Genomic DNA, 24,130 nt, shown 5'->3' on the forward strand with positions numbered 1-24,130 from the left:
ACCGGTGGTTGGTCGTGGGTGGACCGCTCAAGAGCGTGCCAGCCGCTCGTGACCGGCCCCTGAACGTCAGATGACCTTCTGCTCCAGGGTGACGCACCGGATGCCGACGGCGTCGAGGTGCTCGCTGACCCGGACGAACCCGGCGCTCTCGTAGAACCGGATGTTCCCGTCGCTCTCGGCCCCGGTGAACAGCCAGACCGTGTCCACGGCCTCCGGCGCCCCCTCGCTGATCGCCGCCAGCAGCCTGCGCCCGACCCCGCCGCCCTGGACGTCCGGCGCGACGGACAGCCGCGCGACCTCCATGCGGTCACCGTCGACCCGGCTGCGCACCGACCCGACGAGCCGAGGCCCGTCGAACGCCCCGAACGCGGGCGTGCCGTCGGTGAGGTGGGCGCGGATCTCCGCCAGCGTCTCGACGAGCGGCGGCAGGTCCCAGGCCCCGTACCGGCGCGCCTCCTGGAGGTACGCGGCGCGCTGGATCGTCATGACCTCACCGGCGTGCGCGGCGGTCAGCGGTCCGATGTGGACGGTCACGGCCCGGTGATCCCCGGCGTCCAGCTCTCCGGCAGACCGCTCTCGGTGAGGATCATCTGGTGGTCGTGGAACCCCTCCGGCGCGTCCGGCTGCCACGGCCACTGCCCCTGCGGCGTGGGCACGATGATCTGCAGCGCGGCGAAGTCCGACCCGTCGTAGAGCAGGTAGGCGCTCCCGAAGAACTCGGGGTAGAACCCCTTGTAGACCCGCTCGAACGCGACCGGCACGCCCTCGAAGAAGTCGTCGTAGAGCTTGCCCGGCTGGAACCGCTCACCACCGCTGGCCCGCTTCACGTACATGTTGACCAGGTTCTCGCCCATGCCCTGCGGCAGCCCGATCACGACGGCCTCCGCCACGCCGAACCGCCGCCAGGCCCCCACCGAGAACACGTACCCCGGGCCCTCGGCGTCCGGGTTCACGACGATGTTGGTGTGGCCGTGCCGGTCGGCCGCGGACAGCAGCCGCGCCCGCAGTTCGATGTCTTCGTCGGAAAGCACGGCACCCAGCCTACGGCACCCCCGAAGCGCCTTATGCCTGCTTGGAGCTGTTCCAACGCTCCCACCTTCAGGCAGATTTGACGCGAAACGATAGAGCTTTCGCGCTCGTCGGCCCTACCTTCCGGGGATGCCCAAGAGATCGTCCAGCGTGGTGGGCCGCGAGTTCGGCAACGGCGTCCGCGCCGCCGTCGAGAGCACCGGACTGACCCAGCGCCAGCTCGCCGAACTGCTCGGCTGGCAGGAGGCCAAGCTCTCCGACATGTTGTCCGGCAAGGGCGGCGTCACCGAGCTGGAAGTCGCCACCCTGCTCGCCTACTGCCGCGTGCCGCTCGTCGAGCGCGAACGCCTGCTCGCCCTGTTCCGCGAGGTCGGCAGCTTCTACGTGCAGATTCCGGAAGACGGCCTGCCCGACCAGGCCCGCACGCTGATCAACCAGGAGAGGGAAGCCAACGAGATCACCGATTGGTCGATGATCGTCGTGCCGGGCCTGATCCAGATTCGGGAGTACATCGAAGCCGTCACCGCCAAAGCGCGCACGGTCCCGCCGGAGAAGATCCCGGCGACCGTCGAGGCGAGGGTCGCGCGAGCGGAGATTCTCGAATACAGCCGGACCTTCACCTTCTACCTGCACGAGCAGGCGTTGTTGCTCCCGGTCGGCGGCGAGGAGGTGTGGAGAGAGCAACTCGCCCACCTGCTGCGGCTGTCCGTGCGGAAGTACATCACCATCCGGATCGTCCCGAGGTCAGCAGGCATGCACGCGGGCGCGGCAGGCGACTTCCGGCTGATGAGGTTCCCGAAGTACCCACCGGTCGTCTACATCGAGAGCGTCAAGTGCGGGCTGTTCTTCGACGACAAGGAGACCGTCGAGGTCTACGAGAACATCCTGAAGGACCTCGCTGCCATCGCCCTGGATGAGGAAGAATCGAGGGCGGTGATCAACAGCATCTTGGAGGACCTCCAATGACCAAGTGGCGCAAGAGTTCCTACACCGGCGATGGCAACAACTGCGTCGAGGTCGGCCAGGGCGTTGGCATCCGGGACAGCAAGGCACCGGCCACCCACCTGCCCGTGAGCGCAGCGGCGTGGTCGGCCTTCCTGCGACTGACCTCAGCCGAGGTAGCGGCACCCGTCGAGCAGTAGTCCGATGGCGAACCGCGCGTCGTAGTCGGGGCCGGCTCCCTCTGCCCCCGCGCAGATGTCGCCGATGGCGCGCAACAGGTGCAGGGGCGGGATGTCCGCCCTGATCTCGCCGGCCTCGCGCGCCGCGTCCAGGATCTCCGCCAGCACCGGCAGCAGCCTGTCGAGGAAGAGCCCGTGCAGGCTCGCAAACCCGTCGGGGTCGGTGCGCATCGCGGCGCCGAGGCCGTGCTTGGTCACGAGGAAGTTCACGAAGAGGTCCACCCAGTCCCGCAGCGCGGCGAACGGCGACTCCGCCGACGCGAGCAGCGCGGGACCGGCCTCGGCGCACGCGTCGATCTGGTGCCGGTACACGGCCACGACGAGGTCCGCGCGCGTCGGGAAGTGCCGGTAGATCGTCCCCATGCCCACGCCCGCCTCGGCGGCGATCCGGCGCACCGGCGCGTCCACCCCGTCACTCACGAACACCGCGGCGGCGGCGTCGAGCAACGCCTTCTCGTTGCGCCGCGCGTCCGCGCGCTTCGCGGCCACCGGCTCCCCTGCACCCACGCGACAGCTCCTCTCCACGCTTGCCAAGCGGAGCACTGCTCCGTATATTCGGAACCACGCTCCGGTTAGGAGCCTATCAGCTTCCCCTCGGCACCCAGAGGAACTTTGTCATGCCTGTGACCAGCACCGCGCTGCCCACCTTCACCACGCCCTTCATCAGCGTCAAACCGGTAGTCCTGCCTGCGCCGGACCGCGGCGACGACCTCCAGGTGCGCGTGACCGCACCGGCGTCCGGCACCGGCCTCCCGATCGTCGTGCTGGCCCACGGCTTCAGCGGGTCGATGTCGGCCTACGACCCGCTCGTGGACTTCTGGGCGGGCAACGGTCTCGTCGTCGTCCAACCGACGTTCCTCGACTCGCTCACCCTCGGCCTCACCCCGGCCGACCCCCGCTACGCCGACATCTGGCGGTTCCGCGTCCAGGACGTCCAGCGCGTGCTCGACGACCTCGACCAGGTCCTGGCCGCCGTTCCGGGGTTGGCCGGCCGCACCTCCCCCGACCGCATCGCCGTAGCGGGCCACTCGTGGGGCGCGCAGACGGTGGGCATGCTCCTGGGCGCCCGCGTGATCGGCGCGGACGGCCCAGGCCCGAACCTGCGCGACCCGCGTGTGAAGGCAGGCGTGCTCTTCGCCGCGACGGGCCACGGCGGCGACGACCTGACCCCGTTCGCGCAGGAGAACTTCGGCGCGTTCATGTCCCCCGACTTCACCGAGCTCACGACGCCGATCCTCACCGTCGCGGGCGACCACGACCAGTCGCTGCTCGGCACCCGCGGCCCCGACTGGTTCACCGACGTGCACCACCACAGCCCCGGTGCCCGCGCGCTGCTGACCCTGTTCGGCGGCGAGCACTCGCTCGGCGGCATCCACGGCTACAACGCCACGGACACGACCGACGAGAGCCCCGCGCGCGTCGCGTTGATCCGGCGGGCGTCCGCCGCGTTCCTGCACGACGTGCTGGGTGGCGACGACCTGGCGTGGAAGCGGCTGCAGGCGGAGGACCTCGACCCGGTCGGTCGGCTCGACGTGAAGTGACCACCTGATCGTGTGTGTGTGTGTGTGGCTTGGAGCTCTTCCAAGCCACACACTGCGTTCGGGGGGCGGGATGTCGTTCGCTGGTGTCACGGCTGTGCTCAGCCGAGTTGTGGGGTTGGCTGAGCAGGCGGTTCAGGCGTTGCGGCAGGCCTCTGACAGCGCCGAGGACTGCAGGCAGTTGGTCGCTGACGCGCGGAGTCGACCAGATCAGGGCCAGGTTCGAGGTCGGTACGGCGCCAGAGCCGACCTGGGTAGAGCAGCGGCGAAGAGACCTTCCGTCTTACATCACCAGCGGCTTCTACCTCGACCCCGATGGTTGCGGTCACTTGAGACACGCGGAAAGGAAGCTCGGTGAGCCTCACCCTGGAGTTTTGGTACTACGCCGGCATGAACCGTGCCGACGAACCAGTCCTGGCGAGGTCGGAGTCGGACCTCGATCGTGTGCTGGCAGACCTGCTCCAACAGGGTGTTCAGCCTCACCCCACGCAGATCGCGGCCCAAGAGCTGCCCACGTTCGGGATCCTGGACCTGCCCGACCGGATGTTCAAGATGGACCTCGACCCCGAAAGCACCATCGGAGCGCTGCACTACTACGGGCCTGACCCGAACAGCGAAACCGGCGAGTCCTGGTCCTGGGCATCGGTCTCGAACGAAGAGATCACCCTCTGGCCGCCGGTCCTGTACATCGACAAGCAGAACCCGACACTCTTCCCGCCCAGATCAGCCCTCACCCTGGAAACCATCAAGAAAGCGCTGCACGAGTTCCACCAAACCGGAACTCGGCCGACGTGCATCCAGTGGCAGGACACAGGCGGCATCGCCTGAGAACACGAAAAACGCCGACCACGCACAAAGCGCGACCGGCGTTCCCGTCGAATCCGGATCAGCCGACCTCGGCCATGACCTCGTCCGACACGTCGAAGTTCGCGAAGACGTTCTGCACGTCGTCGCAGTCCTCCAGCGCGTCGATCAGCTTGAAGATCTTCTTCGCGCCCTCGGCCTCCAGCTGCACCGACACCGACGGCAGGAAGCTCGACTCCGCCGACTCGTAGTCGATGCCTGCCTCCTGCAGCGCCTTGCGGACCGGGATCAGGTCGCCCGCCTCGGACACGACCTCGAAGGCCTCGCCCAGGTCGTTGACCTCCTCGGCACCCGCTTCGAGGACCGACATCATCACGTCGTCCTCGGTCGTGCCCTGCTTCGGCACGATCACGACGCCCTTGCGGCTGAACATGTACGACACCGAACCGGGGTCGGCCATCGAACCGCCGTTGCGCGTCATCGCCGTGCGGACCTCGGTGGCTGCGCGGTTGCGGTTGTCGGTGAGGCACTCGATGAGCACCGCGACACCGTTGGGGCCGTAGCCCTCGTACATGATGGTCTGCCAGTCGGCGCCGCCGGCCTCTTCACCGCCACCGCGCTTGCGGGCGCGTTCGATGTTGTCCAGCGGCACCGAGTTCTTCCGGGCCTTCTGGATGGCGTCGAACAGCGTCGGGTTGCCGTCGGGGTCCCCACCACCGGTGCGGGCCGCCACCTCGATGTTCTTGATCAGCCGCGCGAAGAGCTTGCCGCGCTTGGCGTCGATGGCGGCCTTCTTGTGCTTGGTGGTCGCCCACTTGGAGTGGCCGCTCATTTCTCCTCCGAACCAGTCAAACCACGAACCATGTCCACGAACAGGCGATGGACGCGCTCATCCCCCGTGAGCTCCGGATGAAACGCCGTGGCCAGCACGTTGCCCTGCCTGACCGCGACGATCCTACCGGCGGCATCGCCCGCCTCAGCCGTAACGGGCACCGTAGCGAGCACCTCGACGTCACCGTTCACCGCCTCCACCCACGGCGCACGGATGAACACCGCGTGCACGGTCTCCCCCGCGAGGTCGAGGTCGGTCTCGAACGAGTCGACCTGCCGCCCGAACGCGTTCCGGCGCACCGTGATGTCCAGGCCGCCGAGCTGGTGCTGGTCCTCGCGCCCGTCGAGCACGTCGTCGGCCAGCAGGATCATGCCCGCGCACGACCCGTACGCCGGGAAGCCCGCCTTGATCTTCGTCCGCAACGGCTCCAGCAGCCCGAAGTTGTCGAGCAGCTTGCTCATGGTCGTCGACTCGCCGCCGGGGATGACGATCCCGTCCAGTTCGTCCAGCTCTTCAACGCGACGCACGGGCCGTGCGGTGACATCGCACTTGGCGAGCGACACGAGATGTTCCTGGACATCACCCTGGAGGGCGAGCACGCCGATGACGGGAGGAGCAGCGACAACCATGCTCACCAGCTTATTCGAGCCGGATCAGGGGTTGTAGAAGACCTGGGCGAAGGCGCGGTCGAAGCGTCGCGCGGCCAGGTCGTCGCGCTGGATCCCCCAGTGGACGGTGGCGCTCTCCCAGCCGCTGACGTCCGCCCCGGCGTACCAGTCGGCCAGGAGCACCCAGTCGGCGACGTCCTCGGACACAGGTCCGTCCCACTTGCCCTTCTCCACCGCCCACTTGGCGCGGCGCACGACGGCGTCGAGCGGGTCGGTGTAGATGGCCTCCTCGTCCGCGTAACCACCGATCTGAAGCGTCGCGTCGGCGTTGATGATGCCTTCGCGGGTGTCCTGCCAGGCGTCGACGAGGGCCTCCGCGCGCGGGTGCCCGGGGATGGGGCCCGCCCTGCGCTCCCCGAGGGGCTGGAACGCGTGGTGGTTGGGCAGGGACACGTCGGCCGTCGCGCGAAGTGGGCCCTGCGGGAACTCCTTGAACATCGTGTCGTAGTCGTCGATGTCCCACTCGTTCCAGGCGTTGAGGTCCCGTTCCTCCACGTCCGCGCCGATGGGGACGTAGACCACGCTGCCCATGCTCACGGGATCGCCCTCGTCCTCGGGGAACGCGAACAGGAGCAACTGGCCGTCGGCAGGCAGGTCGAGGTCGGTGATGCCGGCGGGCAGGGCGGCGAGGTCGAGGGAGCCGACGTACGGGTGGGCGGGCACCGGGACGTCCGCCGGGAGCAGCAGCGGGCCGCCGAACCGGCCCACCACCGGTCCGTCCCCGGCCTGCGTGAGCGTCGCGCAGGGGCGGGTGAGCGTTAACCAGTTGTCGACGTCTTCCGAGGGGATTCCCCGCTCGATCGCCTTGTCGCGAAAGGGGGTCATCCGGTTGCCGAAGTCAAAAGTCATGGAGGAACAATAGGGGGTACGAAAAGGCCTCCCCGTCCTGGGACGAGGAGGCCATTCGAGACGGGCAGGTCAGTCGACGCTGACGAGCTCGTTCTGCTGCGCCTCACGCGACTTCACGAAACGCCATCCGAGGAACAACACGAGTGCGAGCACCGGAATCGACCAGAACGCGATCTTCTCGGCCGTTCCCGCGAACGCCATCTGCCCGATCACCAGTGCGAGGAACGCCAGCGTGCCGTACGAGGTGTAAGGGGCGCCCGGCATCCGATAAGAGGGCCGCTGGATCTCACCGGCCATGGCCTTCTTGCGCAGTCGCAGCTGGCAGATGATCAACGTGGCCCAGGTCGACACGACACCCAGCGACGCCACGGCGATCGCGATGTCGAACGCCTCCTTCGGCACGATGTAGTTGAGCACCACGCCGAAGAGGTACGCGACACCGGTGAACAGGATGCCGCCGTACGGCACGTGCCGGGAGTTCATCCGGCCGGTGACCGCGGGCGCCTCGCCCTTCTGCGCCAGCGACCTCAGGATGCGGCCGGTCGAGTAGAGACCGGAGTTGCAGGAGGACAGCGCGGCGGTCAGCACGACGGCGTTCATGATGTCGCCGACCACCGGGATGCCCAGCGCCGAGAACACGGTCACGAACGGCGACTCGGTGCCGGTGAAGTGGTCCCACGGCAACAACATCGTCAGCAGCAGCACCGAACCGACGTAGAAGATCGCGATGCGGTACACAACGCCGTTGATGGCGCGCGGCATGACCTTCTCGGGGTCCTTGGTCTCACCTGCGGCGATGCCGACGAGCTCGATGGCGGCGTAGGCGAAGACGACGGCCTGCAACGTCATGAGGGCGATGCCGACGCCCGCCGGGAACAGGCCGCCGTGGCCGAGGGTGTTCGAGACCGAGGCCGTCGTTCCGCCGATGTCCGCGTTGCCGATGACCAGGCCGGCGCCCACCACCAGGAACACGACGATTGCAGTCACCTTGATGACGGAGAACCAGAACTCCAGCTCACCGAAGAGCTTCACCGACAGCAGGTTGATGGCCACGAGGACCACCAGCGCCACGAGAGCGGTGATCCACTGCGGCAGGTCCGGGAACCACTTGTGCATGTAGATCGCGATGGCGGTGATCTCGGCGATGCCCGTCATCGCCCAGTTCAGCCAGTAGAGCCAGCCCGACGTGAAGCCGGCCCACGGGCCGATGAACTCGCGGGCGTACTCGACGAAGCTGCCCGACACGGGGCGATGCAGCACCAGTTCGCCCAGCGCGCGCATGACGAAGAACGCCGCGAGACCGCACACCGCGTACGACAGGATCAGCGACGGCCCCGCTGTGGCGAGACGTCCGCCCGCACCGAGAAAGAGGCCGACGCCGATCGCGCCACCGATTGCGATCATCTGCACCTGACGCTTGCTCAGCGCCTTGGTGTAGCCGTCCGCATCAGTTTCCACAGAACTCACGAGGAGGTTCCTTCCGAAAACGGAAAAATGCTCGCGTCGGAACCTCCCGCGCCCCGACGCGCTGAATGCGGGGAACCCTAGCGAGTGGCCGTCATCACCAAGAAATCACCTGGGGAAGACTTAACGTAAGCGACGTCACACAGCGCTGCGTTTAGGTCATCCCAAATGTCTTCGACGTGCTCCAGGCCCACGGAAATGCGCAGCAAATTGTCCGGAACGCCGGATGCCCGCAGTTCTTCTCCCGGAACCAGGCGATGCGTCAAAGCCGAGGGATGCTCAATCAACGTGTCGACGGAACCCAATGAGACGGCGGGCGTGATGAGACGGAGACGGCGCACGACTTCGACGGGATCGCCGTGCACACCGAACGCGATCATCGCGCCTGTACCGCGCATCTGCCGTGACATGGACGGGTAGCGCACGAACTCCACGGCGTCGTGCTCGGCCAGCCGCGAGGCCAGCACCGCGGCCGACCGGGAGGCCGCCTCGACGCGCAACGGCAGCGTGGCCAGGCCGCGGTGCAGCAGGTAGCCGCCCAACGGGTGCAGCACGGCGCCCGTGATGATCCTGACCTGCCGCAACGCCGCCGCGAGCTCCTCGGAGCAGGCCACCACGCCGCCCAGGACGTCGCCGTGCCCGCCCAGGTACTTGGTGCCGGAGTGCAGGACGTACGAGGCGCCGTGCAGCGCCGGGTTCTGCAGGATCGGCGTCGCGAAGGTGTTGTCGACCATGACCGGCACGGCACCGGCCTGGCGCACGACGTGCTCGATGTCGACGAGGTCGAGGTTGGGGTTCGCCGGGGTCTCGACGACGACGAGCCCGGTGTCCGGCCGGATCGCGGAGGCCACCAGGCCCGCCTCGACGTACGTGGTCGTGACGCCCAGGAGACCGGACGACAGCAGGTGGTCGGTGCCGCCGTACAGCGGCCGCACGGCCACGACGTGCGGTTTTCCGGCCATCACGCAGGCGGCCTGGACGACGGCGGTCACCGCGGCCATGCCGCTGCCGAACGCGACGGACGTCTCGGTGTGCTCAAGAGCCGCGAGCGCCTGCTCGAAACGGGCCACCGTCGGGTTGTGCAGCCGCGCGTAGACGGGCGAGGTGGCCCGCGCGGCGCCGGTGGCCCAGTCCCCCAGCGCCTCCCCGCCGAGCGCCTGGTCGGGCACGGGGTAGGTGGTGGACAGGTCGATGGGAGGAGCGTGCACGCCGAGCTCCGCGAGGTCGTCGCGGCCGCCGTGCACTGCGATGGTCTCGATGCGCGTCATGGCCCGAATGGTGGAGACTTCCTCGGCAGGATGGGCACAACACCGCAGGCGATTCGGTGGAACGGAGAAGAGCCGTGCTGGATTCGATCGACGAGGCCATCGTGCGGGAGCTGCGGAAGGACGCGCGGCTGCAGAACAAGGACCTGGCCGAACGCGTCAACGTCGCGCAGTCGACGGCGGTCGTGCGGCACCGGGCGTTGCGGGAGCGCGGCGTGATCACCGGCTACCACGCCGAGATCGATCCCGGCGCCGTCGGGCAGCACGTGCAGGCGATGCTCGCGGTGAAGATCCGCCCGCACACCAAGGAGATCGTCGACCCGTTCATGGCCTACGTGCTGTCGCTCCCCGAAACGCTCGCGCTCTCCCACGTGACGGGTCCGGAGGATTTCCTGGTGCACGTGGCCGTGTCCGACGTCGGCCATCTCCAACGGCTCGTGCTCGACAAGTTCACGAGCCGCCGGGAGGTGACGGAGGTTCACACGAACCTCCTTTTCTCCCACGTCAGAAAGCATTAGGCCACGCCGAGGAACCTCAGTCCCGCGGTCGTCGCCGCGGCCACGACAATAATTGCGACAAAAGGCAGTTTGCGCCACGCCGCGAGTCCGCCCACGGCGACGCCGATCGCGAGCGCCCATCCGCCGAACTGCTTGCCGTTCGTCAACGCCGAGACGGCCACCAGAGCGAGCAGCAACACCGTGGCGGAGGCGGACAGCAGTTCGCGGACTTTCTCGGGCAGAGTGACTCGGTCGCGCAGCAACGGTCCGGCGAACCGGATGGCGAAGGTGCCGGCGGCCAGGATCAGGACTGCGGTGACGGGCACGGCTCCTCCTTCTTCTTCGTGGTGCGGAAAGCGAAAAGGCCGGCCAGCGCGAGCAGCACGGGCACACCGGCGGGCAGGAACGGCGTCGTCGCGAGCGCGATCGCCGCACCGGTCAGCGCCGCGTTGCGCGTCGCCGCGTCCTTCAGCGCCGGGAGTGTGAGGGCCAGCAGCGCCGCCGGGAACGCCGCGTCCAGGCCGAAAGTCATCGGGTCGCCGATCGCCTGCCCCACGAGCGCACCGATGAGCACGCCCGTGTTCCAGCTGAAGAACAACGACACGCCACACGCCCAGTAGGCCGCACGCGCTCTCGCGGGATCCCTCTGCGCCATCGCGAACGCCGTCGACTCGTCGATCAGCAGGTGGCTGCCGACGATCCTGGCGAGCGGGCTCTTGCCGAGCACGTCCCCGACCGCGAGACCGAACGGCAGGTGCCGCGCGTTGAGCACCAGACCGGCCAGCACGGCGGCCGCAGGGCTGCCACCTGCGGCGACAACACCTACAGCCATGAACTGCGAGCCACCCGCGAAGATCACCAGCGACATCAGCACCGGCATCCACCACGGCAGGCCGGAGCCGACGGAGATCGCGCCGAAGCTCGCACCGGTCACCGCGGCCCCCAGTGCCACTGCGGCGACGTCACGCAGGAGCACAGCATCAAGAGTTCGCCAAATCGAACGCACCACCCATTAAGATGAACACCTGGGATCGGTGTTCGTCAAGACGAACGGATGGACTTCTGTGTCGAACGCACCACTCGACCTCATCGCGGCCAACCTCCGGCGTGAGCGCGATCGCACCGGCATGTCGCTGTCCGAGGTCGCCAAGAAGGCCGGCGTCGCGAAGTCGACGCTCTCCCAGCTGGAGTCCGGCTCGGGAAACCCCAGCGTGGAGACCCTGTGGGCACTCGGCGTGGCGCTCGGCGTCCCGTTCAGCCAGCTCGTCGAACCCGCCGTGCCGCGCGTGCAGGTGATCCGCGCGGGTGAGGGCCCCGTCATCCACTCCGAGCGCGCGCACTACTCCGCGACGCTGCTGGCCGCGTGCCGTCCTGGCACCAAGCACGACATCTACTGGCTGGCCCTCGAACCGGGCGGCGCCCGCGAGTCGCTGCCGCACGTGCCGGGCAGCGTCGAGCACATGATCGTGGCGTCCGGCCGGTGCCTCGCGGGGCTCGCCGACGACCCGATCGAGCTCGGACCGGGCGACTACATCGTGTATCCGGGCGACCTGCCGCACGTCTGCAAGGCGCTGGAGCCGGGCACGACGGCGATGATGGTCATGGAGCACACGGTCTAGCTGAGGCGGCTGTGCAGGGTGCGCAGCCACGGCTCGGCGAGCGCGGGTTCGCCCTGGATGGCGCGGGCGATCATCCGCCGGACCTCCTCGGTGCGACCCAGTTCCACGAGTTTCACGGCCTCCGCGAGCGCCTCGCGGGTGCGTTCGTCCCGCTTGGTCTCCAGAGGACCGCTCACCCAGCGCTTAGGCGGGTGCGAACGCGTCAGCTTGACCTGGTGGTCACCGAAGTACGACCAGACGTACGGGTGGAGCGACACGTTGACCACGGACGACGCCGGCAGGCGGCGCGTCCAGTCGGCGTGCTGCTGCCAGCGCCACTTCTTCGGGGTGGGTCCCGCTCGCTCGTGATCCCCACGAAGCGGAGCTTCAGCCGGATCGCGGGCCACGTCTCCCGTTCCTCGGCGGTCCAGTCGTCCAGCAGGGTGAACAGCTGCCCGAACGTCGAGCCCGAGGACACCACGTCGACGAACGTCACCGGCCGCGTGCGCCGCGCGAGCGCGTGCGGTGTGATCCCGAGGTTCTCCGCCGCTTCCCGCGCCGCCAGGACTTCGAGCCGCGTGAACGGTCCCCGCAACGACAGCGGCAGCCTGGCGAGACCGCGGCCCGTTCCCTCCAGCGCGCCGCCGAGCAGGTCGAACATCGAGTCGAGCGACCGTCCCACGAAGACCAGGTCGCCGTCACCGCTGCGGGCGAGCACCTTGCCCGCGCACCGGGACAGCTCTGCGAGGTAGGTCACCTCGGGGATCGCGACGCCGTCGAGCAGCGACCCGAGCCGGTCGGGCTTCACGAGGTCCCAGCGGAAAGGCACGTTCACCTGGCCATGATGACCAGCGACGCCTCGTCCGCGCCAACGAAAAACGGGCCGGGTCGCGCGTGCGACCGGCCCGTTCTTCCATTCAAACGTATAGCAGAGAGGGGGCCTTGCCACAAGACCCCGTCCATCGTTCACACTCATCGCCTCAAGCAACAAAACCAGGCGCACTGGGGAGCACGTGGGTTACGAAGAAGAACTGCAGTCCGAGCGCGACTACGTGGCCGGTCTCTACGCACGGCTTGATGGCGAACGCGCGCGCGTGAAGGCCGCGTACCAGTCCGCGCTGGGTGGCACCGGCGAGACCGCGATGGAACGCGACAACGAGGTGCGCGCCCGGCACCGCGAGATGAAGCGCCTGAACGTGGCCGACTACGGCCTGTGCTTCGGCCGCCTGGACAGCGCCGGTGGGGACGTCTCCTACATCGGCAGGATCGGCCTGTTCGACGAGTTCGACGACTTCGAGCCGTTGCTGCTGGACTGGCGTGCACCGGCGGCGCGGCCGTTCTACACCGCCACCGGCGCGACCCCCGAGGGCATGCGCCGGCGCCGCCAGTTCCTCACCCGCCGCCGCGACGTGGCCGGGTTCACCGACGAGGTGTTCGGCAAGCTCGGCGAGGAGCGGGGCGACGTGGCCCTGCTGGAGGCGCTGAACGCGCCGCGCGGCGCGGGCATGCGCGACATCGTGGCGACCATCCAGTCCGAACAGGACGCGATCATCCGGCTCGACCACCCCGGCGTGCTGGTGATCGAGGGCGGTCCCGGCACCGGCAAGACGGTCGTGGCGCTGCACCGCGTCGCCTATCTGATGTACACGCAACGAGAGCGCATGGAGCGGCACGGCGTTCTCGTCGTCGGCCCGAACCCGGCGTTCTTGAACCACATCGGCCGCGTGCTGCCGTCGCTGGGCGAGTCGGACGTCGTGTTCTCGACCGCCGGCAGCCTGCTGCCCGGTCTGCTCGCGACCGCCGAGGACACCCCGGACGTCGCGCGGCTCAAGGGTTCGCGCGCGATGGTCGACGTGCTGAAGGCGGCCGTCGCGGCCCGTCAGCGCGTTCCGGAGGACCCGATCCCGATCGGGATGAAGGACGTCGTCGTCCACGTAGGACCGGACGTCGCCGAGTGGGCCCGGCAGGAGGCGCGCGACAGCGGCCTGCCGCACAACGAGGCCCGCGCGGTGTTCCGCGAGATCGTCACGTACGTCCTGACCGAGCGCGCCATCGGCCGCATCGGCAAGGGCTGGATGAACCGGTCCGACAAGCAGGCCTGGGAGGACATGCGCTCCGGCCTGGTCAAGGACCTGGACGACGACGACGCGTTCATCGCGGCGCTCGACGCCCTGTGGCCGATCATGACGCCGTTCGAGCTGCTGGGCGCGCTGTACTCGTCGCCGGAGCAGCTCGCGGCGGCAGGCGCGGACCCGTCGCTGCACCGCACCGAAGGCGAGGCGTGGACCGTCTCGGACGTGCCGCTGCTCGACGAGCTGCACGACCTGCTGGGCAAGGACGGCACCGAGCAGGCCGAGGACCAGGCCGCGGCGGCCGAACGCGCCTCCGAGGCCCGGTACGCGGCCGAGGTGCTCGACAGCATGGTCGGCCGCTTCGACCACATGGACGACGAGGACCACCTCTTCGCCTCGGACATGCTGGAGGCCAACGATCTGGCCGAGCGCTTCGAGGACCACGACCAGCGCACGCTCGTCGAGCGGGCGATGGCCGACCGCGCCTGGACCTACCGGCACGTGGTGGTGGACGAGGCGCAGGAACTGTCCGAAATGGACTGGCGAGTGCTGATGCGCCGCTGCCCCGGCCGTTCCTTCACGGTGGTGGGCGATCTGGCGCAGCGCCGTGCCGCGGCGGGCGCCACCTCGTGGGGCCAGATGCTCGACCCGTACGTGCCGGGCCGCTGGGAGTACCGCTCCCTGACGGTCAACTACCGCACGCCGGCCGAGATCATGGCCGTCGCCGCCCAGGTGCTAGCAGAGTTCGCACCGGACGTCGTGGCCCCGGAGTCGGTGCGCGCCAACGGTGTCCAGCCGTGGGCACGGCAGCTGACCGAGGACGAGCTGCCGGCCGCCCTCGACGAGTTCACCAAGCTGGAGGCCGACCTCGAAGGCACCAGCGTCGTGATCGGCCCGCCCGGCGTGCCCGGCACCGTGCCCGCCGCGGAGACCAAGGGCCTGGAGTACGACTCGGTGCTCGTCGTGGCGCCGGAACGGATCCTGGCCGACGGACCGAGGGGCGCGGCGGAGCTGTACGTGGCGCTGACCCGTGCCACACAACGGCTCGGCGTGCTGCACCACGACCCGCTGCCGGCCGCGCTGTCCGGCCTGGTCGAGACGGTGCGCACAACGGGCTGATTCGGCCGGTTACGACCGAAGGCGCACCGCACGAAGCGATGCGCCTTCGGTCACGATTCCCTACCAGCCGCGCTCGGCCAGGCGGTGCGGCTCCGGCACGTCCTCGACGTTGATGCCGACCATGGCCTCGCCCAGGCCGCGCGACACCTTGGCAATGACGTCGGGGTCGTCGTGGAAGGTGGTGGCCTTCACGATGGCCTCGGCGCGCTGGGCCGGGTTGCCGGACTTGAAGATGCCCGAACCGACGAACACGCCCTCGGCACCGAGCTGCATCATCATCGCGGCGTCGGCCGGGGTCGCGATGCCGCCGGCGGTGAACAGCACCACGGGGAGCTTGCCGTTCTGCGCGACCTCCTTGACCAGCTCGTACGGCGCCTGGAGCTCCTTGGCGGCGACGTAGAGCTCGTCCTCGGGGAGGTTCTGCAGGCGGCGGATCTCCTGGCGGATCTTGCGCATGTGCGTGGTGGCGTTCGAGACGTCACCGGTGCCGGCCTCGCCCTTGGAGCGGATCATGGCCGCGCCCTCGGTGATGCGGCGCAGGGCCTCGCCCAGGTTCGTGGCACCGCAGACGAAGGGGACGGTGAACGCCCACTTGTCGATGTGGTTCGCGTAGTCGGCCGGGGTGAGCACCTCGGACTCGTCGATGTAGTCGACGCCGAGCGACGCGAGGACCTGGGCCTCGACGAAGTGGCCGATGCGGGCCTTCGCCATGACCGGGATCGAGACGGCCTCGATGATCCCGTCGATCAGGTCGGGGTCGCTCATGCGGGCGACGCCGCCCTGGGCGCGGATGTCGGCGGGAACGCGCTCGAGCGCCATGACGGCGACGGCGCCGGCGTCCTCCGCGATCTTCGCCTGGGTGGCGTCGACCACGTCCATGATCACGCCACCCTTGAGCATCTCGGCCATGCCGCGCTTGACGCGGGCGGTACCCGTGACCTGATCAGTGCTCACCTGGGCAACCTTTCACGAGGGGAAGTCTTGGTGAATTCACGGTACGTCCGGTGTGGCCCCCTCGCCCAAGCCACTGGCGCCGCGATTCAGAAGGCCACTTGGCGATCAACCGCAGGTCGTGACCGTGCTCACTGCCGCTCCTCCGGAGCGGCGGCTCGGTCGCCGGGAAGTCGGTCGTCCGGCCGAATCGCTCGCACCGAACTGGGCTCCGCCGAGTTCGGCACGAGCGGTTGACCGGACGACCGACGCGACCTCGCGACCCGCGTGCCGGCTTCTTGACCGAAACCGCTCTCAACCAAGCGGGTTGCGCGGGGTTGTACCGGAACGTCAACGGGTGTGAGATCGAACACTACGACTTGACGGAGGTCGCCATGGGAAGCAAGCACTCCGACAACGGCACATCGGCAGGCGCGGTCGCTGTAGATGACCCGGCCAAGGTCCGCAACGTCGTGCTCGTGGGCCCGTCCGGCGCGGGCAAGACGACGCTCACCGAGGCCCTGCTCGCCGCCACCGGCGTGCTGACCCGCGCGGGATCGGTCACCGAGGGCACCACGGTCTGCGACCACGACCCGGCCGCCGTGCGACAACAACGCTCGGTAGGCCTCGCGGTGGCCCCGATCCAGCACGGGGACATCAAGATCAACCTGATCGACACCCCCGGCTACGTCGACTTCGTGGGTGAGCTCAGGGCAGGACTTCGGGCCGCGGACGCGGCCCTTTTTGTTGTCAACGCCTTCGAGGGCGTTGATGCGGCCACCATCGCGTTGTGGGAGGAGTGCGCTCTCGTCGGCATGCCTCGCGCCGTGGTCATCACACGCACCGACCACCACCGTGCGAACTTCGGCAACGAGGTCATCGAGTGCCAGGCCGCGTTCGGCGCGGGCGTCGTGCCGTTGTACATGCAGGAGGGCGACGCGCTGGTAGGCCTGTTGACGTCCGGTGAGAACTACCCGGACGAACAGGCGGCGCTGATCGAGGGGATCATCGCCGAGAGCGAGGACGAGACCCTCATGGACCGCTACCTGGCGGGCGAGGAGATCGACCAGGACACCCTGATCGCCGACCTGGAGACCGCCGTCTCGCGCGGCTCGTTCCACCCCGTGATGCCCGTGTGCGCCGCCACCGGCATGGGTCTCACGGAGCTGTTGGACGGCATCGCGCGCGCGTTCCCGTCACCGCTGGAGCACGAGGTTCCCGCCGTGACATCGGTGGAGGGCATCCCGCAGCCCCGCATGGCCGCCGACCCGGACGGGCCACTCGTCGCCGAGGTGGTCCGCACAGCAGTGGACTCCTACGTCGGCCGCGTGTCGTTGGTCCGCGTCTTCTCCGGCACACTGCGCCCCGAACGCCCCGTGCACGTCTCCGGTCACGGCATGGCCGACCGCGGCCACGAGGACCACGACGCGGACGAACGCGTCGCCCACATCTACTCGCCGCTGGGCTCGTCCCTGCGCGAGGTGCCGTACTGCGTGGCCGGCGACCTGTGCGCGCTCACGAAGCTCACCACGGCCGAGACCGGTGACACCGTGTCCGCGCCCGAACAGCCGTTGCTCATGGCGCCGTGGGACATGCCAGAACCGTTGCTGCCCATAGCCGTCGTGCCACGCACACGCAGCGACGAGGACAACCTGGCCCGCAACCTCAACCGCCTCGTCGCGAGCGACCCGACGCTCCGCCTGGACCGCAACGCCGAGACGCACCAGATGGTGCTGTGGTGCATGGGCGAGGCGCACGCCGACGTCGTGCTGGCCCGCCTGCGAGCCGGCGGCGCGGAGATCGACACCGAACCGGTGCGCGTGCCGTTCCGCGAAACCTTTGCGGGGTCCGCGAAAGGCCACGGCCGGCACGTCAAGCAATCTGGAGGTCACGGCCAGTACGCGGTGTGCGACATCATGGTCGAACCGCTCCCCCGCGGCTCCGGCTTCGAGTTCGTCGACAAGATCGTCGGCGGCTCGGTCCCCCACCAGTTCATCCCGTCCGTCGAGAAGGGTGTGCGCGCACAGCTGGAACGAGGCCTGCGCGACGGCACACCGGTCGTGGACGTGCGGGTGACCCTGGTCGACGGCAAAGCGCACTCGGTCGACTCGTCGGACGCCGCGTTCCAGACGGCAGGAGCGCTGGCGTTGAAGGAGGCCGCGGCCGCCGCCCGCACCCAGCTGCTGGAACCGATGGACGAGCTCGCGATCCGGTTGCCCGACGAGCACCTCGGCACCGTGCTCGGCGACCTGTCCGGACGGCGCGGCCGCGTGCTCGGCACCGAGGCCGACGAGGGCGGGCGCACGGTGATCCGCGCCGAGGTGCCGTCGTCGGAGCTGCTCCGGTACGCGATCGAGCTGCGGTCGCTGACGTCGGGCACCGGCACGTTCACGCGCCGGTTCTCCCGCTACGACCCGCTGCCGGACGCGCTGGCGGCACGCGCGAGGTAGCGCGAGCAGGGGCGGGCCGACGCCGACCCGCCCCGCTCGGCTAGGTGTTCTGCGGGAACCCCAGGTTCACGCCACCGTGCGACGGATCCAGCCACCGCGACGTGACGACCTTCGACCGCGTGAAGAAGTGCACGCCGTGCGGCCCGTACGCGTGCGCGTCACCGAACAGCGATTCCTTCCAGCCACCGAACGAGTAGTAGGCGACCGGCACGGGGATCGGCACGTTCACGCCGACCATGCCCACCTCGATCTCGTTCTGGAACCGGCGGGCCGCGCCCCCGTCGTTGGTGAAGATCGCGGTGCCGTTGCCGTACCGGTTCGAGTTCACCATCTCGACGGCGTCCTCGTAGGTGTCGCAGCGGACGACCGACAGCACCGGGCCGAAGATCTCGTCGGTGTAGACCGTCATGTCCGTGCCGACGTGGTCGAAGAGCGTCGGGCCGAGCCAGAACCCGCCGTCGTCGCCATTGATCGGGTGGTCGCGGCCGTCGACCGCCAGCACGGCTCCCTCCGCCACGCCGGCGTCCAAATAGGACGTGACCTTGTCGCGGTGCACGCCGGTGACCAGAGGCCCCATCTCGCACGACGCGCCGGAGCCGACCTGCACCTCGGCGATCCGCGACTTGATCCGGTCGACCAGCGAGTCGCCGACCTCGCCCACGGCGACGACGACCGAGATCGCCATGCAGCGCTCCCCCGCCGAGCCGAAGCCTGCCGAGACGGCGGCGTCCGCTGCCAGGTCCAGGTCGGCGTCAGGTAGGACGACCATGTGGTTCTTGGCGCCGCCCAACGCCTGCACGCGCTTGCCGTGTGAGGTGCCGGTCTCGTAGACGTACCGGGCGATCGGGGTGGAGCCGACGAACGAGATCGCCTTCACGGTCGGGTGCCCGAGCAGCCGGTCGACGGCCACCTTGTCGCCGTGCACGACGTTCAGGACGCCGTCCGGCAGGCCCGCCTCGGCGAAGAGCTCGGCTAGGAAGACCGACGCCGAAGGGTCCTTTTCGGACGGTTTCAGCACCACGGTGTTGCCGCAAGCGATTGCGGTCGGCACGAACCACAGCGGGACCATGGCGGGGAAGTTGAACGGCGAGATCACGCCGACCACGCCGACGGGCTGCTGGATCGAGTAGACGTCCACGCGGGTGGACGCGTTCTCGCTGAAGCCGCCCTTCAGCAGCTGCGGGATCCCGCACGCGTACTCGACCGATTCGAGCGCGCGCTGGATCTCGCCGCCCGCGTCCGACACGACCTTGCCGTGTTCCGCCGAGACGATCTTCGCGAGGTCGCCCTTGCGGTCGTTGAGCAGTTCGCGGAACTTGAACATCACGGTCGTGCGCTGCGCCAGAGAGGCGTTTCGCCAGGACGCAAACGCTTCCGCGGCAGCGGACACCGCCGCGTCCACTTCGGACACCGAGGCGAAGGCGACCTGCTGGGCCACCTTGCCGGTCGTCGGGTCGTAGACGTCGCCGAGGCGTTCCGGGGCGTCGTCCCAGGGCTTGCCGTTGATCCAGTGCTTGATCACGCCTTCTCCACCGCCTGCGCCAGGATTCCCAGAGCCTCTTCGAGTTCGTCCTCGGTCAGGGTCATCGGCGGGGCCAGTCGGATCACGTTGCCGTACAGGCCGCCCTTGCCGACCAGCAGACCGCGCGCCTTCGCCTCGGCCAGCACGACCCCGGCAGCGGCGGCGCTCGGTTCGCCCTCGGGGCCGACGAACTCGACGCCGACCATCAGGCCCTTGCCGCGCACGTCCCCGATCACCGGGTACTTCTCGGCCAGCGAGCGCAGGCCGCCGAGCAGCCGCGAGCCGAGCTTGGCCGCGTTGGCCTGCAGGTCGTGGTCCAGCAGGTAGTTCACGGTGGCCAGCGCGCCGACCGTGGAGACAGGGTTGCCGCCGAACGTGGAGATCGAGTTGGCGCTGATCGTGTCCATCAGGTCGCCGCGCGCGACCACGCCGCCGATCGCCAGGCCGTTGCCGAGGCCCTTGGCGAACGTCATCGCGTCCGGCACCACGTCGTGCGCCTGGATGCCCCAGAAGTGCTCGCCGGTGCGGCCCCAGCCCGTCTGCACCTCGTCGGAGATGAACAGGATCCCGTACTCGTCGAGCACGTCCTTGAACGCGCGGAACAGGCCGTCGGGCGGGGACGTGAAGCCGCCGACGCCCTGGATCGGCTCGGCGATCATGCACGCGACGTCGCCGGACGTGGTGGTCTCGATGATCTCGCGCAGGTCGTCGACGCACGCCTTGACGTAGTCGGCATCGGAGAACGTCTTGAACGGCGAGCGGTAGCGGTAACCGCCGTGCACCCAGCTGACCTTGATCGGCGACAGCGCGGACGCCGACCAGCCGCGGTTGCCCGTGATGGCGATCGTGGCGAACGCACGGCCGTGGTAGCTGTTGCGCAGCGCCAGCACCTGCTCGCTGCGCCGCGCCTGGGTGGCGAGCATCAGCGCGGTCTCGTTGGCCTCGGTGCCGGAGTTGGTGAAGAACACCTTGGCGTCCGGGATTCCGCTGAGCTCCGCGATCTTCTCCGCGAGCTCGACCTGCGACTTGATCAGGTAGAGCGTGGAGCTGTGCAGCACGCCGGTGTCGAGCTGCGACCGGATCGCGTCGCTGATCTCCGCGACGTCGTAGCCGATGGCGTTGGTCAGGATGCCCGCGAAGAAGTCCAGGTAGGTCGTGCCCTCGCGGTCGGTCACCCGGCGCCCGGAAGCGCTCGCGATCTCGATGGGCTCGTCGTAGTAGAGGGCCAGCCACTTCGGCATCACCGCGCGGTGACGTGCCAGCAGCTCCTTGTGGGCCATCTCGCCTCCAGGGTTTCCGCACCTGACCTCGGAGTCTGCTGGCGCGAGCGGTCTGCCGCCATGCACAACCTGTACCCGGATCGGCTGGTTGGCATTACGTTGTGTCCATGTACCCGACGGTCGCCGAAGTCGTCGCCCTCCCGGTGATCCGGCAGGGGAAACCGCGGCTCGTGGCCGGGTCGGCGGGCCTCAGTCGCAGGGTCCGCTGGGTGCACGTGGCGGAGATAGCGGACATCGCGCCGTTGCTGCGCGGCGGCGAGCTGGTGCTCACGACCGGTGTGATGCTGCCCGAGTCCGGCCTCGCCCGGTACGTCGAGGAACTGGCCGCGGTGGGCTGCGCCGGACTGGTCGTCGAACTGGGCCGGCGGTGGCGCGACGACGTGCCCGCGGCGCTGGTCACCGAGGCCGAACGGCACGGGTTACCGCTGGTCACGCTCACCGAGGAGACCAAGTACGTCGCCGTGACCGAAGCCGTCGTCGGGCTGATCGTGGACGCCCAGCTCGCGGAGCTGCGGGCCGCGGAACAGGTGCATGAGACGTTCACAGCGCTCACGGTCGCGGGCGCCGAGCCGTCCGAGGTGCTGCGCGAGGTGGCGCGGACGTCCGGGCTGTCGGTCGTGCTGGAAACGCTCGGCCACGAGGTGCTCGCCTACGACGCGGCGGGCAACGACCCCGTGACGCTGCTGGACGACTGGGCGGCGCGCTCGCGGGCCGTCACGGTGACCGAGCGGACCGCCTACGACCCGGCGTCCGGCTGGTTGATCACGATCGTCGGCGCGCGCGGCGCGGACTGGGGCCGGCTCGTGATGGTCTCGCCCGAGGCTCCCCCGCACCGGCACGTCGTGGTCGCCGAACGTGCCGCGTCGGCGTTGGCCGTGCATCGGCTCGTGGCGCGCGACCGGGAGTCGCTGGAACGCCAGACGCACCGGACGTTGCTGGCCCAGCTGCTCGGCCAGTCGCAGCAGTCACCGGACCTGGGCGCGCGGGCGGCGGCGCTGGGAGTGCCGCTGGAACGACGGCAGCTCATCGGCGTGGCGGTCCGGCCGGTGTCCGTGCTGCAGGGGCAAACGCTTGCCACGCAGGAGGTCCTGCGTGATCTCGCCGAGGCGACGGCACTGGCGGGCCGGCGGGTGACGGTCGCGGCACTGGTCGGCGTCGTGGACGACACGTCGGTGCGGGCGCTGCTGTCGGTGCCGATGACCGTTGGTGTGGAAGGAGTTCTGCGCAAGGTCGCGCGTGAGATCCACCGCACGGCGGCGTCGGAGGTCGTGATCGCCGTCGGCACGACCGTGACGTCCACTTCGGACGTTCGCCGGTCGTTGGGCGAGGCCGCGCACGTGGCGGGGGCGGCGTTGCGAGCGCCCGGATCCCAGCTCTACCACCGGCTTGACGACGTGCGGCTGCGCGGCCTGCTGCACCTGCTGCGCGAGGACGAGCGGGTGCGGGCGTTCGCGGACCGCGAGCTCGGGCCGTTGCTGGCACGGGACGCGGCCCAGGGTTCGAGGCTCGTCGAGCTGCTGCGGTGCCTGTGCGAGAACGGCGGCAACAAGTCGGCGGCGGCCGCGGCGGCGCACCTGTCGCGCACGGCCTACTACCAGCAGCTGGGGCGGATCGAGCAGGTCCTCGGCGTCTCGCTGGAGGACCCGGAGTCCGTGCTCTCGCTTTATGTCGCCCTGCTGGTGCACGAAATGGGCCCGTGAGCGCGCACGGGCCCATTTTCGACGTGCGAACTCAGCCGTTGATCGTCGGCAGAACGCCGGAGAGCACGGTCGGGTTCGGCACGGCGCCTTCGGTGGGCAGGCCGGACGGAACCGGTGCCTGCACGGAGCCGAGGTGGGTGTTGCCACCGTGGGCCTCGGGGGTGTTCAGCTCGGGCAGGCCGCCCAGGTCGGGCGCGACCGGGCTCGGCAGCGAGCGCTCGTGAGCGGCGCCCGGGAGGGCGGGGACGGGCAGGCCGGCGACGGGCAGGTCGGAGGCCACGGGCGCGCCGACGTGCGGCAGCTGCACGGCCGAGGCCGCCTCGAGCGGGTTGGCGAGCTGGGAGGCGCCGGCCAGCTGGTCCGCACCGACCTCGGGAAGACCGGAGCCCAGCTGCGGGAGCTCGGCGGCGGTGGCGGAACCCGCGGCGAGCAGCGGGGCCGCGCTGGCGGCGAGCAGAGCGGCGGCACGGAACAGTCCGGAACGAGACACAGTTTTCCTCAATCTGGTTTTGGGGACCGATCTTCGATTTCATCGGCGCGTTCGGTTCGAGAATTAACCCGCTCGATCGGGTGTTCAGGGCTTGAACCTGACGCCACGGGAGGTCCTACGGTCGTGGTGTGACCCGCTGGAGCATCGGTGACCTGGCCAAAGCGAGCGGACTGACCGTCCGCACGCTGCACCACTACGACGAGATCGGACTGGTGGTCGCCTCCGAGCGAACGCCCTCCGGTCACCGTCGGTACACACCGGACGACGTTCGCCGCCTCTATCAGGTGAGATCGCTGCGTCAGCTCGGGCTGTCGCTGGAGGAGGTCCGCTCGGCACTGTCCCGTTCGGACTCGCTGCGGCCGCTCTTCGAAGCCCAGCTCGCTTCCTTGACAGCGCAAGCACAACAGGTCGAGGCACTGCGCTCGCGCCTCACCGCGTTGCTCGACGGGCACACCACCGAGTCCCTTCTGTCCACTTTGGAGATGATGTCCGTGCACGAGAGCTACTTCACCGCCGACCAGTTGGGTGACCTCCGATCGCGTGCGGCGGCGATGGGCCCGGAGGCCGTGGAAGGACTGAAGGCGTCGTGGCTGGAGCTGGTGGGCGAACTGCGCCGGCACATGACCGACGGCACGCCTGCTTCGGACCCGCGCGTCGTCGAGCTGGCCCGGCAGTGGGACGAACTGGGCGCCAAGTTCACCGGCGGCGACCCGGCGGTCCAGGCCGCGGCGCAGCGGTCGTGGGAGGAGAACAAGGCGTCGATCAGTTCGCAGATCGGCTGGCCCGCGGACGACGGCCTGGTGGACTACGTGGGTCAGGCGCGCGCCGCCCGCTGATCCGCC

General features: G+C 69.3%; 26 protein-coding genes. 10 read left to right on the forward strand and 16 right to left on the reverse strand.

The features are described from left to right. Nucleotides 1-66: 66 nt before the first annotated feature. Together ACFWN2_RS37095 and ACFWN2_RS37100 are read right to left on the reverse strand one after the other, a co-directional pair. Entirely contained in the window at nucleotides 67-534 is a 468-nt protein-coding gene (locus ACFWN2_RS37095; protein ID WP_382435231.1) for a GNAT family N-acetyltransferase, read from the reverse strand. Then, entirely contained in the window at nucleotides 531-1,031 is a 501-nt protein-coding gene (locus ACFWN2_RS37100) for a DUF4262 domain-containing protein (protein WP_382435232.1), read from the reverse strand. Before ACFWN2_RS37100 ends, ACFWN2_RS37095 begins: the two co-directional genes overlap by 4 nt. Nucleotides 1,032-1,158: 127 nt before the next feature. On the opposite strand from ACFWN2_RS37100, the gene ACFWN2_RS37105 reads away from it, so the two are divergent. Then, nucleotides 1,159-1,995: a helix-turn-helix domain-containing protein gene (locus ACFWN2_RS37105; protein ID WP_382435233.1), complete on the forward strand. Its 837-nt coding sequence runs from the start codon at nucleotides 1,159-1,161 to the stop codon at nucleotides 1,993-1,995. Next, on the forward strand, nucleotides 1,992-2,171 hold the full coding sequence (locus ACFWN2_RS37110) for a DUF397 domain-containing protein (RefSeq protein WP_382435234.1): 180 nt from the start codon (nucleotides 1,992-1,994) through the stop codon (nucleotides 2,169-2,171). Before ACFWN2_RS37105 ends, ACFWN2_RS37110 begins: the two co-directional genes overlap by 4 nt. On the opposite strand, the gene ACFWN2_RS37115 is transcribed toward ACFWN2_RS37110, so the two are convergent. After that, nucleotides 2,139-2,717, reverse strand: coding sequence for a TetR/AcrR family transcriptional regulator (locus ACFWN2_RS37115; protein WP_382435235.1), 579 nt, complete (start codon nucleotides 2,715-2,717; stop codon nucleotides 2,139-2,141). The genes ACFWN2_RS37110 and ACFWN2_RS37115 overlap by 33 nt on opposite strands. 110 nt (nucleotides 2,718-2,827) lie before the next feature. Here ACFWN2_RS37115 and ACFWN2_RS37120 point away from each other — a divergent pair, with 110 nt between their 5' ends. Further along, nucleotides 2,828-3,751 (forward strand): alpha/beta hydrolase family protein, encoded by a 924-nt coding sequence (locus tag ACFWN2_RS37120; RefSeq protein ID WP_382435236.1) that lies wholly within the window; start codon nucleotides 2,828-2,830, stop codon nucleotides 3,749-3,751. Nucleotides 3,752-4,102: 351 nt separating this feature from the next. Beyond that, nucleotides 4,103-4,576, forward strand: coding sequence for an Imm1 family immunity protein (locus ACFWN2_RS37125; RefSeq protein WP_382435237.1), 474 nt, complete (start codon nucleotides 4,103-4,105; stop codon nucleotides 4,574-4,576). 58 nt (nucleotides 4,577-4,634) lie between these two features. Here ACFWN2_RS37125 and ACFWN2_RS37130 read toward each other — a convergent pair whose 3' ends face one another. From ACFWN2_RS37130 to ACFWN2_RS37150, 5 genes are all read right to left on the reverse strand, one after another. Beyond that, entirely contained in the window at nucleotides 4,635-5,384 is a 750-nt protein-coding gene (locus ACFWN2_RS37130) for a YebC/PmpR family DNA-binding transcriptional regulator (RefSeq protein ID WP_382435238.1), read from the reverse strand. Further along, nucleotides 5,381-6,013, reverse strand: a complete 633-nt coding sequence (gene pdxT, locus ACFWN2_RS37135; RefSeq protein WP_382435239.1) for a pyridoxal 5'-phosphate synthase glutaminase subunit PdxT — start codon at nucleotides 6,011-6,013, stop codon at nucleotides 5,381-5,383. The genes ACFWN2_RS37130 and pdxT overlap by 4 nt, the downstream gene beginning before the upstream one ends. 24 nt (nucleotides 6,014-6,037) lie before the next feature. Continuing rightward, nucleotides 6,038-6,901: a DUF1963 domain-containing protein gene (locus ACFWN2_RS37140; RefSeq protein WP_382435240.1), complete on the reverse strand. Its 864-nt coding sequence runs from the start codon at nucleotides 6,899-6,901 to the stop codon at nucleotides 6,038-6,040. 69 nt (nucleotides 6,902-6,970) lie between these two features. Further along, the gene (locus tag ACFWN2_RS37145; protein ID WP_382435282.1) at nucleotides 6,971-8,305 is read right to left on the reverse strand and encodes an amino acid permease; all 1,335 of its coding nucleotides are present in this window, start codon (nucleotides 8,303-8,305) and stop codon (nucleotides 6,971-6,973) included. Nucleotides 8,306-8,445: 140 nt separating this feature from the next. Continuing rightward, nucleotides 8,446-9,633, reverse strand: a complete 1,188-nt coding sequence (locus tag ACFWN2_RS37150; protein ID WP_382435241.1) for a trans-sulfuration enzyme family protein — start codon at nucleotides 9,631-9,633, stop codon at nucleotides 8,446-8,448. 74 nt (nucleotides 9,634-9,707) lie between these two features. On the opposite strand from ACFWN2_RS37150, the gene ACFWN2_RS37155 reads away from it, so the two are divergent. Then, nucleotides 9,708-10,148 carry an Lrp/AsnC family transcriptional regulator gene (locus ACFWN2_RS37155; RefSeq protein WP_030478062.1) on the forward strand — a complete coding sequence of 147 codons (441 nt, stop codon included), beginning with the start codon at nucleotides 9,708-9,710 and terminating at the stop codon, nucleotides 10,146-10,148. Here the strand turns inward: ACFWN2_RS37155 and ACFWN2_RS37160 are convergent. Both ACFWN2_RS37160 and ACFWN2_RS37165 read right to left on the reverse strand, forming a co-directional pair. Continuing rightward, complete coding sequence (locus ACFWN2_RS37160; RefSeq protein WP_382435242.1) at nucleotides 10,145-10,453, reverse strand: AzlD domain-containing protein; 309 nt, start codon at nucleotides 10,451-10,453, stop codon at nucleotides 10,145-10,147. The two genes, ACFWN2_RS37155 and ACFWN2_RS37160, sit on opposite strands and share 4 nt — an antisense overlap. After that, on the reverse strand, nucleotides 10,432-11,133 hold the full coding sequence (locus ACFWN2_RS37165; RefSeq protein ID WP_382435243.1) for an AzlC family ABC transporter permease: 702 nt from the start codon (nucleotides 11,131-11,133) through the stop codon (nucleotides 10,432-10,434). The genes ACFWN2_RS37160 and ACFWN2_RS37165 overlap by 22 nt, the downstream gene beginning before the upstream one ends. A 58-nt stretch (nucleotides 11,134-11,191) precedes the next feature. On the opposite strand from ACFWN2_RS37165, the gene ACFWN2_RS37170 reads away from it, so the two are divergent. Continuing rightward, nucleotides 11,192-11,746: a helix-turn-helix domain-containing protein gene (locus ACFWN2_RS37170; RefSeq protein ID WP_382435244.1), complete on the forward strand. Its 555-nt coding sequence runs from the start codon at nucleotides 11,192-11,194 to the stop codon at nucleotides 11,744-11,746. On the opposite strand, the gene ACFWN2_RS37175 is transcribed toward ACFWN2_RS37170, so the two are convergent. Beyond that, complete coding sequence (locus tag ACFWN2_RS37175; RefSeq protein WP_382435245.1) at nucleotides 11,743-12,003, reverse strand: hypothetical protein; 261 nt, start codon at nucleotides 12,001-12,003, stop codon at nucleotides 11,743-11,745. The two genes, ACFWN2_RS37170 and ACFWN2_RS37175, sit on opposite strands and share 4 nt — an antisense overlap. After that, the gene (locus ACFWN2_RS37180) at nucleotides 11,949-12,560 is read right to left on the reverse strand and encodes a hypothetical protein (protein ID WP_382435246.1); all 612 of its coding nucleotides are present in this window, start codon (nucleotides 12,558-12,560) and stop codon (nucleotides 11,949-11,951) included. The genes ACFWN2_RS37175 and ACFWN2_RS37180 overlap by 55 nt, the downstream gene beginning before the upstream one ends. 178 nt (nucleotides 12,561-12,738) lie before the next feature. On the opposite strand from ACFWN2_RS37180, the gene helR reads away from it, so the two are divergent. Next, complete coding sequence (gene helR, locus ACFWN2_RS37185) at nucleotides 12,739-14,916, forward strand: RNA polymerase recycling motor ATPase HelR (RefSeq protein WP_382435247.1); 2,178 nt, start codon at nucleotides 12,739-12,741, stop codon at nucleotides 14,914-14,916. A gap of 60 nt (nucleotides 14,917-14,976) precedes the next feature. Here helR and pdxS read toward each other — a convergent pair whose 3' ends face one another. Beyond that, on the reverse strand, nucleotides 14,977-15,870 hold the full coding sequence (pdxS, locus tag ACFWN2_RS37190; RefSeq protein WP_382435248.1) for a pyridoxal 5'-phosphate synthase lyase subunit PdxS: 894 nt from the start codon (nucleotides 15,868-15,870) through the stop codon (nucleotides 14,977-14,979). Between the two features lie 371 nt (nucleotides 15,871-16,241). Here pdxS and ACFWN2_RS37195 point away from each other — a divergent pair, with 371 nt between their 5' ends. Then, on the forward strand, nucleotides 16,242-18,296 hold the full coding sequence (locus ACFWN2_RS37195) for an elongation factor G-like protein EF-G2 (protein WP_382435249.1): 2,055 nt from the start codon (nucleotides 16,242-16,244) through the stop codon (nucleotides 18,294-18,296). Nucleotides 18,297-18,336: 40 nt separating this feature from the next. Here the strand turns inward: ACFWN2_RS37195 and ACFWN2_RS37200 are convergent, their stop codons facing one another. Next, entirely contained in the window at nucleotides 18,337-19,818 is a 1,482-nt protein-coding gene (locus ACFWN2_RS37200) for a CoA-acylating methylmalonate-semialdehyde dehydrogenase (protein WP_382435250.1), read from the reverse strand. Further along, on the reverse strand, nucleotides 19,815-21,098 hold the full coding sequence (locus ACFWN2_RS37205; RefSeq protein ID WP_382435251.1) for an aspartate aminotransferase family protein: 1,284 nt from the start codon (nucleotides 21,096-21,098) through the stop codon (nucleotides 19,815-19,817). The genes ACFWN2_RS37200 and ACFWN2_RS37205 overlap by 4 nt, the downstream gene beginning before the upstream one ends. A 107-nt stretch (nucleotides 21,099-21,205) precedes the next feature. Here ACFWN2_RS37205 and ACFWN2_RS37210 point away from each other — a divergent pair, with 107 nt between their 5' ends. Further along, a complete protein-coding gene (locus tag ACFWN2_RS37210) occupies nucleotides 21,206-22,798 on the forward strand; it encodes a PucR family transcriptional regulator (RefSeq protein ID WP_382435252.1) in 1,593 nt (530 codons plus the stop codon). A 31-nt stretch (nucleotides 22,799-22,829) separates the two neighbouring features. Here the strand turns inward: ACFWN2_RS37210 and ACFWN2_RS37215 are convergent, their stop codons facing one another. Next, nucleotides 22,830-23,288: a hypothetical protein gene (locus ACFWN2_RS37215; RefSeq protein WP_382435253.1), complete on the reverse strand. Its 459-nt coding sequence runs from the start codon at nucleotides 23,286-23,288 to the stop codon at nucleotides 22,830-22,832. A gap of 128 nt (nucleotides 23,289-23,416) precedes the next feature. On the opposite strand from ACFWN2_RS37215, the gene ACFWN2_RS37220 reads away from it, so the two are divergent. Next, nucleotides 23,417-24,124, forward strand: a complete 708-nt coding sequence (locus ACFWN2_RS37220) for a MerR family transcriptional regulator (RefSeq protein WP_382435254.1) — start codon at nucleotides 23,417-23,419, stop codon at nucleotides 24,122-24,124. The last annotated feature ends 6 nt before the right edge of the window (nucleotides 24,125-24,130 follow it).

This window comes from Lentzea sp. NPDC058436 (genome assembly GCF_042721515.1).
Classification (GTDB): Bacteria; Actinomycetota; Actinomycetes; order Mycobacteriales; family Pseudonocardiaceae; genus Lentzea.